14 protein-coding genes and 1 riboswitch are annotated in these 15,066 nt (G+C 42.6%); of the genes, 10 read left to right on the top strand and 4 right to left on the bottom strand.

All coding sequences use genetic code 11. The annotated features are described in order from the left end of the window. Positions 1-201: 201 nt before the first annotated feature. Genes thiQ through thiB form a run of 3 tightly spaced genes read right to left on the bottom strand, consistent with a single transcriptional unit; the run spans position 202 to position 3,495 of the window. Positions 202-909 carry a thiamine ABC transporter ATP-binding protein ThiQ gene (gene thiQ, locus KZ793_RS13905; RefSeq protein ID WP_225815874.1) on the bottom strand — a complete coding sequence of 236 codons (708 nt, stop codon included), beginning with the start codon at positions 907-909 and terminating at the stop codon, positions 202-204. Then, positions 902-2,506, bottom strand: a complete 1,605-nt coding sequence (gene thiP, locus KZ793_RS13900) for a thiamine/thiamine pyrophosphate ABC transporter permease ThiP (RefSeq protein WP_225815873.1) — start codon at positions 2,504-2,506, stop codon at positions 902-904. Before thiP ends, thiQ begins: the two co-directional genes overlap by 8 nt. Then, positions 2,482-3,495 (bottom strand): thiamine ABC transporter substrate binding subunit, encoded by a 1,014-nt coding sequence (gene thiB, locus KZ793_RS13895; protein ID WP_225815872.1) that lies wholly within the window; start codon positions 3,493-3,495, stop codon positions 2,482-2,484. Before thiB ends, thiP begins: the two co-directional genes overlap by 25 nt. A 72-nt stretch (positions 3,496-3,567) precedes the next feature. Continuing rightward, positions 3,568-3,672: riboswitch (TPP riboswitch) on the bottom strand. A 113-nt stretch (positions 3,673-3,785) separates the two neighbouring features. Here thiB and rppH point away from each other — a divergent pair. From rppH to KZ793_RS13870, 5 genes are all read left to right on the top strand, one after another. After that, a complete protein-coding gene (gene rppH / locus KZ793_RS13890) occupies positions 3,786-4,316 on the top strand; it encodes an RNA pyrophosphohydrolase (protein ID WP_225815871.1) in 531 nt (176 codons plus the stop codon). A 9-nt stretch (positions 4,317-4,325) separates the two neighbouring features. Then, the gene (gene ptsP / locus KZ793_RS13885; protein ID WP_225815870.1) at positions 4,326-6,572 is read left to right on the top strand and encodes a phosphoenolpyruvate--protein phosphotransferase; all 2,247 of its coding nucleotides are present in this window, start codon (positions 4,326-4,328) and stop codon (positions 6,570-6,572) included. A gap of 75 nt (positions 6,573-6,647) precedes the next feature. Continuing rightward, positions 6,648-7,523: a prolipoprotein diacylglyceryl transferase gene (gene lgt / locus KZ793_RS13880; protein ID WP_225815869.1), complete on the top strand. Its 876-nt coding sequence runs from the start codon at positions 6,648-6,650 to the stop codon at positions 7,521-7,523. Continuing rightward, positions 7,520-8,314, top strand: coding sequence for a thymidylate synthase (thyA, locus tag KZ793_RS13875; protein ID WP_225815868.1), 795 nt, complete (start codon positions 7,520-7,522; stop codon positions 8,312-8,314). The genes lgt and thyA overlap by 4 nt, the downstream gene beginning before the upstream one ends. Positions 8,315-8,507: 193 nt before the next feature. Continuing rightward, entirely contained in the window at positions 8,508-8,708 is a 201-nt protein-coding gene (locus tag KZ793_RS13870; protein WP_317987467.1) for a hypothetical protein, read from the top strand. Between the two features lie 57 nt (positions 8,709-8,765). On the opposite strand, the gene KZ793_RS13865 is transcribed toward KZ793_RS13870, so the two are convergent. Next, a complete protein-coding gene (locus KZ793_RS13865; RefSeq protein ID WP_225815867.1) occupies positions 8,766-9,188 on the bottom strand; it encodes a helix-turn-helix domain-containing protein in 423 nt (140 codons plus the stop codon). Positions 9,189-9,700: 512 nt separating this feature from the next. On the opposite strand from KZ793_RS13865, the gene KZ793_RS13860 reads away from it, so the two are divergent. From KZ793_RS13860 to recC, 5 genes are read left to right on the top strand one after another with little or no spacing between them, the layout of a single operon-like run. Further along, positions 9,701-10,216 (top strand): prepilin peptidase-dependent protein, encoded by a 516-nt coding sequence (locus KZ793_RS13860; protein ID WP_225815866.1) that lies wholly within the window; start codon positions 9,701-9,703, stop codon positions 10,214-10,216. Positions 10,217-10,258: 42 nt separating this feature from the next. Next, entirely contained in the window at positions 10,259-10,846 is a 588-nt protein-coding gene (locus KZ793_RS13855) for a prepilin peptidase-dependent protein (protein WP_225815865.1), read from the top strand. 5 nt (positions 10,847-10,851) lie between these two features. Continuing rightward, on the top strand, positions 10,852-11,319 hold the full coding sequence (locus KZ793_RS13850) for a YgdB family protein (RefSeq protein ID WP_225815864.1): 468 nt from the start codon (positions 10,852-10,854) through the stop codon (positions 11,317-11,319). Next, positions 11,316-11,702, top strand: a complete 387-nt coding sequence (locus KZ793_RS13845) for a prepilin-type N-terminal cleavage/methylation domain-containing protein (RefSeq protein ID WP_225815863.1) — start codon at positions 11,316-11,318, stop codon at positions 11,700-11,702. The genes KZ793_RS13850 and KZ793_RS13845 overlap by 4 nt, the downstream gene beginning before the upstream one ends. After that, positions 11,680-15,057, top strand: a complete 3,378-nt coding sequence (gene recC, locus KZ793_RS13840) for an exodeoxyribonuclease V subunit gamma (RefSeq protein ID WP_225815862.1) — start codon at positions 11,680-11,682, stop codon at positions 15,055-15,057. The genes KZ793_RS13845 and recC overlap by 23 nt, the downstream gene beginning before the upstream one ends. Positions 15,058-15,066: the final 9 nt, after the last annotated feature.

Genomic DNA, 15,066 nt, shown 5'->3' with positions numbered 1-15,066 from the left:
CAGACAGTTTACGGCCCAATCTTTTACGGCAGGTTAGTTTATCATCAAATTTTCCTTCCAGGGTACTGATAATATAGCGAGAATAAATTTCTAGTAAGGGTTCCGGTAAAAAATCAGCGAATACAGTTACTTCTGGAAATCTTATGTATAGGAAGGCCGTGTTAGTACATACTGTCTCCAGACTGTTAGTATTAACCATGCCTATATAGCATCGGTTTTCATGCCCAAAATAGCTGCTTCGGGAACAGTGCCGGCAACCAGCGTATTTGTTAAGCCGTCATAATGAATATTGCCATCAACGATTAATAAAGCGCGGCCAGCTATACGAGCGGCATCATCCAGATTATGGGAAACCATCAGTAATGTAAGTTGGCGTTCATGGCAAACTTGTTCCAGTAATACCAGCATTTCATTACGCAGTGCCGGATCTAGGGCAGAAAAGGGCTCATCAAGTAATAAAATTGGCTGTTGGCGTACTAGACAACGGGCTAACGCTGCTCGTTGCCGTTGTCCTCCAGAAAGTTGAGCTGGCAGGCGAGTCAGGCAGTCTTCCAATGAAACTTGAGATACTATTTGCTGTAATGTCTGTTTCTGCGTGCTATTAAGGCGTAACCCGGGATGTAAGCCTAGCCCAATATTCTGCTCAATTGTCAAATGAGAGAAGAGATTATTTTCTTGAAACAACATGGAGACCGGGCGTTGAGCAGGTGACGTACTGGTATGATTTTCCCCGTTCAGCCATAGGGAACCTTGCTCTGCTATTTGAAAACCGGCGATCAAGTTCAGAAGTGTACTTTTACCTGCCCCACTGGGACCCAGGATTGCGATACGTTCTCCAACCTGAATCTGTAAGTCAAAGCGCATCACCAGATGTTCGTAGCGGTAAGTCAGATTCTCAAGTTTAAGCATTACGTAGTCTCGGTAAGCGTTCAAGTAAACTAAACAGCATAAAACATAACAGTAACAGCAACAAAGCAGTGATCGCACCATCCTGACTACGGTAAGCCCCGATTTGCTGGTAGAGATAGAAGGGCAGTGTACGGAAATCTTCATTACCAAATAGTGCTACAACACCAAAATCTCCAATGGAAAGGACACAAGCAAAGGCCAGCGCTTGTGCCAGAGGAACTTTCAGTGCTTTTAGTTCAATCCAGCGCAGTCGGTTAATACCTTGAATATTTAGGGAGCGACACAGTGGATTATAGCGAGCCGCCAGATCTTTCATTGGATTATCCAGAACTTTCAGTGCATAGGGGATTGCCATCAGTGCGTTGGTTAAAATCACTAGACCGTAGGGTGAACGGGGCAGGCCAATGGTATTGTTGAGCAACAGAAAGAATCCTGTTGCCAATACAATGCCGGGCATAGAGAGGATCAATAAACCACTCATCTCCATTGCTTGTCCCCAGTGAGGAGAATAACGCAGGTACAGCTCACGGCTGCTCCACAGTAGCATCATAGTGAATAAAACACATAATAACCCCGCGCCTAAAGCAATGACCACTGAGGTGATAAATGCTTGCCACAATGCAGGCTGGCGCAATACGTTAAGCAACCCGCTGTTAAGCCCATCCATGATAACCGCCAATAATGGCGGTACGAGTAGTAATAATGCTGCGATAATTAACACGCTGTCGCAGATTTTTCTCAACAAAGTATCCTGTGGATTACGCCATTGTTGTTGGTTGCTGTAGCCGACAGATAGAGTACTGTTAAGTTTCTGACTAAGGAGCACAAGGCCAAGGCAGCAGGTAATCTGAATCAACGCCAATAACGCGGCCCGGTTGAGATCGTAGTCATAGCTTAACGCTTGATAGATTGCCAGTTCGACAGTTGTTGCGGCCGGTCCGCCACCTAACGCCAGTACGGTAGCAAAACTGGCGAAACAGAGCATAAAAATCAGTGCGCCGGTGGGTAGGATCTGGCGGCGCAGATAAGGCCATTCAACAAAACGGAAATGTTGCCATTCATTCATACCTAGCTGCGCCGCTAATTGTCGTTGTTCTACCGCAATGTTTTCCAGCGATTGCAGTAAAAGCCGTGTTGCCAGTGGCATATTAAAGAAAATATGTGCCAGCAAAATGCCGGGTAAACCGTAAGGGGTGAAATGGTAATTGATTCCGGCCCATTCACAAAACTGAGCTAACCAGCCGACTCGACCATAGACCGTCAGAATGCCGAATAGGGCGACTAGCACGGGCAAAACCAGTGTCATGGCACACAGGCGTAGAAAGAGGGTTCGGCCTGGAAAATGACGGCGATAGAGTGCCCTGGAAAGAAAAATAGCCGGGATCACAGAAAATAGTGCTGATAAAAAGGCTTGCCAGAATGTGAAGCGTACCACGTGCCACAAATAGCGATCTTCTATCAGTAAATACCAATCACTTGCAGGTGAATTAAACCAGAGCGCACCAAATGCCAGTAAGGCGACTAACAGTAAAAGACCGGAGGCAATGATCCCCGGTAACAGCCATCCGGCCATCAGCGGCTGACAGCGCTTTGCCATGCACGAATCCATTGATTACGGTATTTTGCGACTTCTTCTGCGGGATATTGCAGAGATTTTTCAGGTATTGAAAGCTGTGAATACACTTCTGGGAGTGGGATATTAATGACCGGATACATCCAGTTAGTGGTTGGAATTTCCTGTTGGAAAGCTGGAGTCAACATAAACTGCATAAATTTCTGGGCAAGTTCCGGTTGCTTGCTGGAGGCCAGTTGTGCGGCTACTTCGACTTGCAGGTAATGACCTTCACTAAAAGTAGCTGCCGCATAGTTGTCTTTCTTCTCAGATAACAGGTGGTAGCCTGGTGAAGAGGTATAACTCAGCACCAGATCACCTTCTCCTTTCAGAAACAGGCCATAAGCTTCACTCCAGCCTTTAGTAACAGTCAGTGTTTTCTTTGCCAGTTTTTGCCAGGCTTGCGGTGCGTCATCACCATAAATTTTCTGTATCCACAATAACAAACCTTGCCCCGGAGTGCTGGTGCGAGGATCTTGATAGATCACTTTCCAGTTATTGTGGCTATTGATCAGCTCATCCATGCTTTTTGGCGGGTTTGGTAAAGTCTTTTTGTTGTAAATGAAGGCAAAATAGCCATAGTCATAAGGAATGAATATCTGGTTATGCCATGACACCGGCAGTGCCAGCTTGCTGATATCTACTTGACTTTCAGTGAACAGCCCTGTTTGTTGAGCCGCTTGAATTAAGTTGTTATCCAACCCAAGAATAATATCAGCAGCAGTACGCTTGCCTTCCATTCTTAGGCGATTGAGCAGAGAAACACCATCTTCCAGAGCAACCAGTTTCAGTTCACAGTTACATTCAGCTTCAAACGCTTTTTTAATTGCGGGTCCGGGTCCCCATTCTGCGGCAAAAGAATCATAGGTATAAACCGTTAATATCGGCTTGGCCTGTACAACCTGACTCAATAGCAACGTAGGGGCTGATAGGGCCGCCAGTACGATTAATTTGGAAAATAACGTTTTAAACACTTTGCTCTCCTTACATTAATAGGATTGGCAAAGGATTTGAGGAAGTGCTAAACGGCAAGATAATGTCTGTGAAATAGTTAGCAGCTCAAATCCCTACGCCGGTATTAGCCGGATCAGGTTCGGCGGGTTTACTCTCAGCAAGGCTGTTTTGAACAGCCAGCACCCCGTTGAGATGGCGCTATTGTAGAGATTTAGCTAGCGACTGCAAAGTCCAATGATAGAGGTTTACCACTTGAGGGTAGTGTGAAACAATTAGTCATCTTTCAAATTTAGTTTATCGAGGTAGTCTGGTGATCGATGATGATGGCTACCGCCCGAATGTAGGAATTGTAATTTGTAATCGGCAAGGCCAGGTTTTGTGGGCTCGGCGTTATGGGCAGCATTCCTGGCAATTTCCTCAAGGGGGCATTAATCCGGGGGAATCACCAGAACAGGCTATGTACCGGGAACTGTATGAAGAAGTAGGGTTAGGTCGGAAAGATGTACGCGTTCTGGCTTCTACGCGTAATTGGTTGCGTTACAAATTACCCAAGCGTTTGGTGCGTTGGGATACACGACCTGTCTGTATTGGTCAAAAACAGCGGTGGTTTTTATTACAACTGCTCTGTAATGAAGACGATATTAATGTGCAACACAGTAATACCCCGGAGTTCGATGGTTGGCGTTGGGTCAGCTATTGGTATCCTGTCCGGCAGGTTGTCTCTTTTAAGCGTGATGTTTATCGGCGCGTGATGAAAGAGTTTGCTTCGGTTGTAATGCCAATGCAGGAAAGCGTATCTCTGCCACGTTCTTCGTATTCTTATCGTCGAAAAAGAAGTTAGGTGAGTTCCATGCTCATGCGCTTACGGGAAATTGTTGAAAAAGTTGCTATGGCAACCAATCTGGCCGAAGCGCTTGAGCTATTGGTGAACGAGACCTGTCTGGCAATGAACACGGATGTCTGTTCTATCTATCTTGCTGATCATCAACGGCGGTGTTATTACCTGATGGCAACCCGAGGATTGAGGAAACCCCGAGGAAGGACTATCAGTTTGGCTTTTGGTGAGGGAGTTGTTGGGCAAGTTGGTCAATTGTCTGAACTGATTAATCTGGCGGATGTCCGCAGCCATCCAAGTTTCAAATATTTGCCTCAAGTTAAAGAGGATAGCTTCCGCGCTTTTTTGGGTGTTCCACTGGTCTATCGCCGCCAGTTGCAAGGTGTTTTAGTCGTTCAGCAGCAGGAACAACGCCTGTTCAATGAAACTGAAGAGTCCTTTATGGTGACGCTTGCGACGCAACTGGCAGTGATCCTTGCTCAAGCTCAGACTAAGGGTTTGTTTGGTCAGTACCGGCAGACCAGAATTAAAGCGCTGACAATTTCCAATGGCATCGTGATGGCTCAGGGATGGCAAGATTGTTCCCAACCCTCACTTGACCAAATTTTTGAAGCCTCAACCCTCGATCATGCAGCAGAACGTTCTCGTTTGATTCAGGCACTTGAAGATGCGACCGCAGAATGTCGTCGTCTTAGTAAACGTTTTACTGCGGGTTCTCAAAAAGAGAGTGCCGCGATTTTTAATCTCTATTCTTACCTTTTGAATGATCCCCAGTTGAAACAAGATCTGTTCTCCTGTGTTGAACAGGGCTCTGTTGCGCAATGGGCCGTTAAACAGGTTATTGAGAAATACGCAGAACAATTCGCCAGCTTGCAAGATGCTTATATGCGGGAAAGGGCATCAGATCTACGGGCGCTTGGACAGCGATTATTATTTCATCTGGATGATTCACTTACTACCAGCCATCAGTGGCCTGAATGGTTCATTCTGGTTGCAGATGAACTGAGTGCCAACCTATTGGCAGAAATGCCGCAAGAAAGGTTAGCTGGGGTTATTGTCCGTGATGGTGCTACTCATTCCCACTCTGCCATACTGGTGCGTGCAATGGGAATTCCGGCCATTATGGGGGCGGATATCCAGCCGGAACTCCTGAACAATCGTATGCTGATTCTTGATGGTTTCCGTGGGGAAGTCTTTATTGAGCCTGAACCCCTGATTGCTCAGGAATATAAACAGATTATCGAAGAAGAAAAAGCACTTAGCAAACTGGCTGAGGGGGATGTTGATCGGGAAGCGAGGCTCAAAAGTGGCGAGCGCATTCTGGTTCAGCTTAATGCGGGTTTGAGCCTGAAATATGAGTTGCAGATTAGTAGTAGTATTGATGGTGTTGGACTCTATCGCACCGAAATACCTTTTATGTTGCACTGTGGCTTCCCATCAGAAGATGAACAAAAAGCGCGTTATCAGGAGATGTTGCAATTATTTCCTGATAAACCAGTGGTATTGCGTACACTTGATATTGGTGCGGATAAACAACTGCCCTATATGCCTATCAGCGAAGAGAACCCTTGTTTGGGATGGCGTGGTATACGAGTGACGCTGGATCAACCAGAGATTTTTCTTATCCAGCTGCGGGCAATGCTTAGAGCTAACGCTGATATGGGTAATCTGAAAATCCTGCTGCCAATGGTGACGAGTGTAGAAGAAATTGATGAAGCTCAGCGATTGGTGGACAGAGCGAAAGCGGAAGTCGAGCAAATACTGGCGCGCCAAATATCTATGCCTCAGCTCGGTGTCATGATTGAGGTTCCTTCGATGATTTTTCTGTTGCCACAACTCAAAAACAGAGTCGATTTTGTGTCTATTGGCACCAATGACCTAACACAATATCTATTGGCAGTAGATCGGAATAACACTCACGTCGCTTCTCTTTATGATTGCTTACATCCGGCGGTGATTCGGGCATTAAAACTGGTATTTGAAAATAGCCAGCGGGCAGGTCTTACGATCAGTATTTGTGGTGAAATGGCAAGTTTCCCTATGGGGGCGCTGTTATTGATTGGTCTTGGCTATCGTAGTTTGAGTATGAGTGGTTGTAGTGTGCCAAGAATTAAGTATTTATTACGTCATCTGGAGTTGGCTCAGGTTGAAAAATTAATGGCCGAAGTACTACAGGCTGAAACCAGCCTAAGAGTAAAGGAACTGTCAGCAACGTTTATGGAGCAGCATGGGGTTGGTGGTTTGGTCAGAGGTGGCATTTAATCCGTTTAACGGCCTGTGCTATGATTCGCAATCATTTGCCTTAGAGCATTAATGCTAAATATTAAGTGAGGAAAGATGAGTAATAGCTACCTGGCATTTCCTAATATTGACCCGGTTATTTTTTCAATAGGTCCAATATCCCTCCATTGGTACGGTTTCATGTACTTGGTTGGGTTTGTATTCGCTATGTGGCTAGCGACACGCAGGGCAGCCAAACCCAACAGTGGTTGGACAAAAAACGAAGTAGAGAACTTGCTTTATGCAGGGTTTGCAGGCGTATTTGTCGGTGGCCGTCTAGGTTACGTCCTGTTTTATAATTTCCCGGCATTTCTCGATAACCCCCTTTATTTGTTTAAAGTTTGGGATGGTGGGATGTCTTTCCACGGTGGTTTGGTGGGGGTTATCTGCGCAATGTGGTGGTTTGGCCGCAGAACGAAACGTCATTTCTTACAAGTTGCTGATTTCATTGCACCGTTAGTCCCTTTTGGCTTAGGCATGGGGAGAGTCGGTAATTTTATTAACGGTGAATTGTGGGGACGTGTCACATTGGATACACCGTGGGCGATGCTATTCCCAAGTTCGCGTAGCGAAGATATTGCATTGGCCGCAGCGGACCCTTCATTGTTATCAATACTTGAACAATATGGTGTTTTGCCACGTCACCCTTCACAACTTTATGAAATGGCGTTGGAAGGTATCGTTTTATTTATCATTTTGAATTTATACATCCGTAAACCTCGCCCGATGGGCAGTGTTTCCGGTTTATTCTTAATTGGTTACGGTATTTTCCGGGTAATAGTCGAATTTTTCCGTCAACCAGATGCACAATTGGGTTTATTCGATGGGATCAGCATGGGACAGATTCTTTCTATTCCAATGATCCTGGCGGGAATATTAATGATGATATGGGCATATAAACACCAAGGTAATAAGGTACGAGAGGTAAGATGAAACAGTATCTGGACTTAATGAAAAGAGTGCTTGCAGAGGGCACTTCGAAGGCAGACCGCACCGGGACGGGGACACTCTCAATTTTCGGGCATCAGATGCGTTTCAATTTACAGGATGGTTTCCCACTGGTCACAACTAAACGTTGCCATATCCGCTCAATTATTCATGAACTTCTCTGGTTCCTGAATGGTGATACCAATACTAAATATCTGCATGAAAATGGAGTGACTATTTGGGATGAATGGGCGGATGAAAACGGTGATTTAGGGCCTGTATATGGTAAGCAATGGCGTGCATGGGGTACTGCGGATGGCCGTCAGATTGACCAATTGAAAACCGTACTGGAACAACTTAAAAGCGATCCAGATTCACGTAGAATCATTGTTTCTGCTTGGAACGTTGGTGAGCTGGATAAAATGGCATTAGCGCCATGCCATGCTTTCTTCCAGTTTTATGTTGCGGATGGAAAACTTTCCTGTCAGCTTTACCAGCGTTCCTGTGACGTATTCCTCGGCTTGCCGTTCAATATTGCCAGCTATGCATTGTTGGTTCATATGATGGCACAGCAATGTGATATGGAAGTGGGCGATTTTGTCTGGACCGGTGGTGACACGCATCTTTATAACAACCATATGGAACAAACACAATTACAACTTAGCCGTGAACCGCGTTCACTGCCAAAACTGGTGATAAAGCGTAAACCGGAATCACTTTTTGATTATAAATTTGATGACTTTGAAATAGTTGATTATGACCCACATCCAGGAATAAAGGCACCGGTTGCTATTTAACGGTTGTGTTTAAAATAGCTCTTCTATGTTTGTCAACATTCTGGGGGAACAATTTATTATAAATTGTTCCCCTTTTCATTTTGGTGGTATAGTATACAGATACATAGAAGTAGGAGGAAAAAGACCATGAATACCTTTTCTCAAAAAAAAAGCTAGGGATCTACTCAGTAACCCAGAGAATTTCGAGGGCGGCGTGTTTATTACCAAAAATGGAATATCTGAATTGTTTATTCAACCGATAGCAGAACGTGAGAGGGAGCAAGCCGATAGAAACGCAGAAAGACAGGCGATGGCGTTGCTTAAAATCGCTATGCTGTCTAAGAAAGACATTATAGAAGGTAGAACAATGACACTTGAAGAAGCACTTCGTAGACGCAAGGAACGTCGAGTGTGAAATATAAAGTTTAAGAAAATCCTTTTTTTACTCAATTAATTGGAGAAACAGATAAAGCTAATCTATAAAAACTGCACTAGAAACCTTAAAACGTGTACTCAAGGCTTTTATATGGGTTACTGTCAGCGACTTCGTTCCGCTCAGAATTTGTGATACGAGGGAAGCTCCTCCGATTTCGTTTTTAAGGTCGGCTTGTTTAAGGCCGTGTTGATCCATCAGGACCCTCAGGGCTGCAACCCCCGTAGGAATATTTTCAATAGCCTGATTAAATTCTGCAAATTCAGGGGCGGTATCTTCATAGCGTTCAATTGTTGTAGTTAGAATCTCAATTAACCCTTTGTTATTGTCATAGTCTTTGAAAAGCTCATCAATCAAATCCAGCGCTTCTTTGTACTGTTCTGAGGTATTGATGTAGGTCAGCCAAGGGATCTCTGAAAACAGAGCGTTAGCCCGTTCCTGAACGACTGCAAAATTGATCATTCTCTGTTTCTCCGGTAGTAGTTGGTTAGTTTGTCGTATTCTGCGTGGAATACGATGTGTTTAATGTAACAGTACCCATTGAAAACTCAATAAAAGACAGTAATCGGACATTATTATCACCAATATTGATACACCACTATTGATCGCTATACTTAAAAGTTGATCGTTATATTTAAAACAAGCTTCTCAATTAATTATTTTCTAGTCTGATATTATTTATATTTATAGAATAAATTAATAGTAATAACATCCTCATGTAAAACACTCAATATCTTCTTTATTATGTTCATGAAGCTTCTTCCTCATAGCCATATAATCTTACAATGTATGGCAATAATAAGAAATAAAAATAACTATTCTCGTTGATTTTTGCGAAGTTCTACGCAATTTAAATGTAACAATGATAGGCTATTATTTTTTTATTGATGCACTCTCGCATAAAATTCAAATTTATATTTATTTTGTTTTGGAAATAAGTAGAATGTCTTACGAAAGGAAATAAGGAATTATTAATGGTAAATAATATGAATATAATCGACTATTATAATATTGATAATCAATCAGGTTTTTCTTTATTGGAATTGATGATTGTTATTGTTTTGGTTTCAATATTTTCCTTATGGGGCGTGCAGGAATGGGGCTATCACCAGGAAAGAGCCAGGTTACAGGAATCAGCACAGAAAATATTAACATTTATATCCAGGCAGCAATCTGTGGCAAATTATCTGAATAAAAGGGTAATGTTATGGTTGAAAACCGGAAAAAACTGGTGCATAGCGCTCTCTAATTCGGTATTGGCTAATTGTGATTCAGAAAATGTTGAAGGAATAAGTTCTCCCTATCAGGATGTTATTATCAGTTCAGCAACCAAGGATCAGATAGAGTTTCATGGAATAAGAAACACCATGATACCTGCGAGTTTTACTTTGGTGAATTCCGCAGGTGAAATATCTATTATTTTTTCTTCACGAGGTAGGATAAGATTATGTAGTAATAATAAGTTTAATCAAATTCCAGCTTGTGATTAATGATACTTTTTCCACTAAAATAAACGATACTTTATTGGAACAATGAAACATAAACATCAATCTGGAATGACATTATTAGAAGTTATTGTGGCAATGGCTATTGGTAGTATTATCTTACTAGCGATTGCTAAAAGTTATCCTATTTTAACTAAACAAATAATGGAGTTATATCAGAGATATCGTTTAGGCTATTTCGTTAAACAAACGTTACATATTATGGAAAAAGATATTCGTCGTGCTGGATATTGTCAGCATTATTGTGATGGAAAGCCAATATTCATCGATAATAAAAGTGATGAGAGTGAGGATTCATGCCTGATTATTGTATACGATCTTAATATAAATAACCAATGGGAGCCACCAGAACACAGTGAATCGGAATTCTTTGGCTATCGTCTTAGTAATAAGTCAGTGGAATGGAAAAGAGGTGCGGGTAACTGTCAGGAAAATGGCTGGGAAAGGCTATTTGACCCAAATGAGATAGTGGTAGATTCATTTAAAGCAGAAAAATTACCAACAAAAGATGGCTTAGTTTTTATCAAATTGACGCTTATTGCACATTGGTTTAAACATCCATCAATAAACTACCAATATCAGGCAGTAATACGTTTGCGCAATATCAGGGGATAAGTACCGTGACTGAGCATTCTCCAAATGTCTGCCTGCAATTTCAGCAAGGAAATGTATTGTTAATTTCAGTGCTGATGTTGCTGGCTGTGAGCCTTATGATGCTGAAAGCTTTACATCATCATCTGGATAACGCATTAATCATGATGGTTGATGAACGCAGATATTTAAAAGCTTTTCAACAAGCAGAATCTTCATTGGCATGGGGAATGGCTCAATCATGGTTACTTTATAGTGATAAAACAGAAGAGTGGTATTGCCTGCAACAGCAGGAGTTCCATTTGACAGGCTGTTTAAAAAGGTACTCAAGTAATTTTTTTCTGCTGAAAGGTGTGGCAGAAGTGGCATCAGGGCAATCTGTCGGATTATATCAATGGATGAAATTAATCTCTTCTGGTGGTAGTGATTCCCTTATTCCGGTAGAAAGCGGTTGGTTGGATTTCTGTCCCGAGGCCGATACGGGGTTTTGTTTATGAAACCAAATCTTTTTCATGCTCATCAATCTGGGATGAGTTTGCCCGAAGTTATGGTTGCCGTTATGGTCTTTTCTGTCTCTTTACTGGGATTAATGCGTTATCATCAGGCGCTATTGTTTGGATTTCAGCAACATTGGCAACAATCAAAGGCGGACAAATTATCTTATGGATACCTGGAACAATATGAATTAATTACAGGTCAAAGTGCTTTATCAGAATTAACACCGCCACCGGGATGGCACGCTGAATTTCAGACGACATATCAGTTATCTGATTGCTATCAGCTTACAGTTATAGTAACAACGCCTTATAATCAGCAAAGTAAAGCAAGCCGGTGGATTTGTTCAAATGGGAGTCCTGATGTTCAAGGTTTATCATTCTAATCAGTTGGATCTTCTTAAAGAGCTGATAACCATACTTATCGGAGATAATCCACTGACTGATCCGTTTGAGCAGGAAGTCATTCTGGTACAAAGCCCAGGGATGTCACAGTGGCTGCAAATCCAACTGGCTGAAAGAATAGGGATATCAGCCAATATTTCATTTCCACTTCCGGCTACTTTTATCTGGGATATGTTTACCAAAGTATTGCCTGATATCCCTAAAGAAAGCGCTTTTAGTAAAGATGCCATGACATGGAAATTGATGGCGTTATTGCCTCAATTATTGCCAGAAGCGGAATTTGTCGCACTCAGGCACTATCTTGATCAGGATTTTGATAAACGGAAAATTCATCAATTGGCCGGGCGGGTTGCTGACCTGTTTGACCAATATCTTGTTTATCGCCCGCAATGGCTGGAAAGCTGGCAGCAAGGGCAGCTTATTGATGGTTTGAGTGATAATCAATTGTGGCAGAAAAGATTATGGCTGGAACTGACAAAATATACTCACCAGTTGCAACAACCCCAATGGCATCGTGCTAATTTGTATCAGCGTTTTATTTCGATACTGGAAAATAGTCCTGACTTTTCAGCTTGTTTACCGAAACGGGTATTTATCTGTGGTATTTCTGCCTTACCCCCGGTCTATTTACAAGCTTTACAGGCATTGGCACGACATATTGATATTCACCTGATGTTTACCAATCCATGTAAATATTATTGGGGAGATATTCAGAATTATGCTTTTCTGGCAAAACTGAGTAGTCGTAAACCACGTCATTATAACAGTGAACAGGAGCTGGAGTATTTTAAAGACCCCGGTAATGCTCAATCACTGTTTAACGATGATGGTGAACAGGATGTAAGTCATCCCTTGTTGGCATCGTGGGGTCGGTTGGGCCGTGATAATCTCTATTTATTGTCGCAGCTTGAGCAGAGTTCGGAAGTTCACGCTTTCGTTGAATTAGAACAGGATAATCTATTACATCAATTGCAAAGGGATATTCTCTATCTGGAAGATCATGCCCAAATTGGTTCAACAAAAGAAACATTTGAAAATAGCTTGAAGAAAAGAGTACTTGATCCGTTAGATCGTTCTTTATCTTTCCATGTTTGCCATAGCCCTCAACGTGAAGTGGAAGTTTTACAGGATCAGCTATTGAGATTATTGGAAGATAATCCATCGCTGACGCCAAGGGATATTATTGTGATGGTCGCGGATATTGACAGCTATACTCCCTATGTTCAGGCAGTATTTGGTAATGTCTCTGTTGAACGCTATATTCCATTTGCCATTTCTGATCGTAAGGCCCGTCAGGCACATTCGATTTTACAGGCATTTATTACACTGCTTGATTTACCTCAAAGCCGTTTTACAACAGAACAGGTTTTAGCATTGTTGGAAGTACCCACGCTGGCGAATAAATTTAACATCCATGAAGATGGTTTGCGTTTATTAAGGCGTTGGGTTGAAGAATCAGGTGTTCGTTGGGGGCTGGATGACGATAATGTCGAACAGCTATCTTTGCCGGTAACAGGCCAGCATACATGGCGTTTTGGACTGACCCGAATGTTATTGGGTTATGCAATGGATAGCCGGTCGGGCCCTTGGAAAGAGGTATTGCCTTATGATGAATCCAGTGGTTTAGCCGCCGAGCTTGTCGGACAATTGGCTGAGTTTTTAATGCAATTAAGCTATTGGCGCAAAATTCTTGCCGAGAGCCGGACATTAACGGGCTGGTTACCTGTCTGCCAGCAGTTGCTGGAAACATTTTTTGTATCAGATAATGAGACTGAATTAGTACTGTCAATGATGGAACAGCAATGGCAGAAAGTCATAGATAATGGACTGAACGCCCGTTATCAGGAAAGTGTGCCATTGGTTCTGTTGCGAGATGAATTAGCGCTTCGGTTTGATAATGAAAAAATTAGTCAGCGTTTTCTCGCAGGGTCTGTCAACTTTTGCACCTTGATGCCAATGCGTTCTATCCCCTTTAAGGTTGTCTGTTTATTAGGAATGAATGACGGTATTTATCCCCGTTCAATTCCACCGCTTGGGTTTGACCTCATGGCAGAAAAAAGCCAAAGGGGAGACAGAAAACGGCGGGATGATGATCGTTATTTATTCCTTGAAGCGCTGATATCCGCTGAACAGTTTCTTTATATTAGTTACATTGGTAAATCCATTCGTGATGATACGGAATGCAACCCTTCGGTGCTGGTTAATGAATTGCTGGATTATGTTTGCCAGAGTTTCTGTTTGCCAGGCAATGAAAAACTGAATGTTGATGAAAGCGCCGCTAATATCAGAAAACATCTGTTGTCTCTTCATACCCGGGTTCCATTTGCACCGGAAAATTTTATACCGAGCAGTTATCAACAAAGCTATGCCAGAGAGTGGTTACCGGCGGCAACTGAACAAGGCTCAGCATATGCTGAATTTTGTCAATCTATTGAAATGGCGCAAATCCAAGAAATTACACTTGATGATTTAATCCGCTTTTACCGTCATCCTGTTCGGTTTTTTTTCCAACGCTGCCTGAAAGTAAATTTCGTTATTGAAGAAACGGAATTGCCAGAGGAAGAACCTTTCGTTTTAGATAATCTTCAACGTTATCAGTTTAATCAGCTACTGTTGAATGCGTTAATTGAACAGCAATCGCCTGAACCACTTTTCAATCGGCTGCGTGCTGCTGGAGGATTGCCTTTTGGCGCTTTTGGTGAGGTTTATTGGTTGAAACAGCAAAAAGAGATGCAGCCTTTGGCGGATAAAATTCGTGAACAACAAATGGAAACTTTATCTGTTGATTTACATCATGATTTAGGCCAGGTGATGCTGACAGGGCAAATTAATAAGGTGCAACCGGATGGTTTGCTACGTTGGCGGCCAGCCAGTTTGACTGCCAATGATGGCATGCAATTGTGGATTGAGCATCTGGCTTATTGTCTGACTGGTGGTAAGGGTGAAAGCCGTAGTTATGGATATGGACGTGATGGCAGTGAATGGCGTTTTGCTCCTATACCTTCAGAACAAGCGAAAGATTATCTGAATCAATTGATTGACGGTTATCAACGAGGAATATCAGCGCCTTTACCACTGTTTTGCAAAAGTGGTTGGGCGTGGCTTTCAACATGTATGAATAAAGAGACAGGTGAGATTGATGATAGTGATGAAATTCAATCAAAAGCTGAAAGCCAGTTATTGAAAGCATGGCTTGGAGATCAAGGACGCCGAGGTGAAGGGGATGATCCTTATATTCAGCGGGCTTTCAGGCAAGCTGATAAATCATTTTTAGCAAAACTTAAACAGGAAGCGCTCAGTTATTTGTTACCGATAGCGCGATATCAGAATACATAGGGAGAATAT

The sequence above is a fragment of the Photorhabdus antumapuensis genome, from assembly GCF_020387775.1.
GTDB lineage: Bacteria > Pseudomonadota > Gammaproteobacteria > Enterobacterales > Enterobacteriaceae > Photorhabdus > Photorhabdus antumapuensis.
This window is presented reverse-complemented; position numbering and strand designations above follow the sequence as displayed.

Excerpts from the sequence above, each read along its gene's own strand:
- thiQ (WP_225815874.1), bottom strand. The coding sequence starts at position 909 with ATGCTTAAACTTGAGAATCTGACTTACCGCTACGAACATCTGGTGATG.
- thiP (WP_225815873.1), bottom strand. The coding sequence starts at position 2,506 with ATGGCAAAGCGCTGTCAGCCGCTGATGGCCGGATGGCTGTTACCGGGG.
- ptsP (WP_225815870.1), top strand. The coding sequence starts at position 4,326 with ATGCTCATGCGCTTACGGGAAATTGTTGAAAAAGTTGCTATGGCAACC.
- lgt (WP_225815869.1), top strand. The coding sequence starts at position 6,648 with ATGAGTAATAGCTACCTGGCATTTCCTAATATTGACCCGGTTATTTTT.
- thyA (WP_225815868.1), top strand. The coding sequence starts at position 7,520 with ATGAAACAGTATCTGGACTTAATGAAAAGAGTGCTTGCAGAGGGCACT.
- KZ793_RS13865 (WP_225815867.1), bottom strand. The coding sequence starts at position 9,188 with ATGATCAATTTTGCAGTCGTTCAGGAACGGGCTAACGCTCTGTTTTCA.
- KZ793_RS13860 (WP_225815866.1), top strand. The coding sequence starts at position 9,701 with ATGGTAAATAATATGAATATAATCGACTATTATAATATTGATAATCAA.
- KZ793_RS13855 (WP_225815865.1), top strand. The coding sequence starts at position 10,259 with ATGAAACATAAACATCAATCTGGAATGACATTATTAGAAGTTATTGTG.
- KZ793_RS13845 (WP_225815863.1), top strand. The coding sequence starts at position 11,316 with ATGAAACCAAATCTTTTTCATGCTCATCAATCTGGGATGAGTTTGCCC.
- recC (WP_225815862.1), top strand. The coding sequence starts at position 11,680 with ATGTTCAAGGTTTATCATTCTAATCAGTTGGATCTTCTTAAAGAGCTG.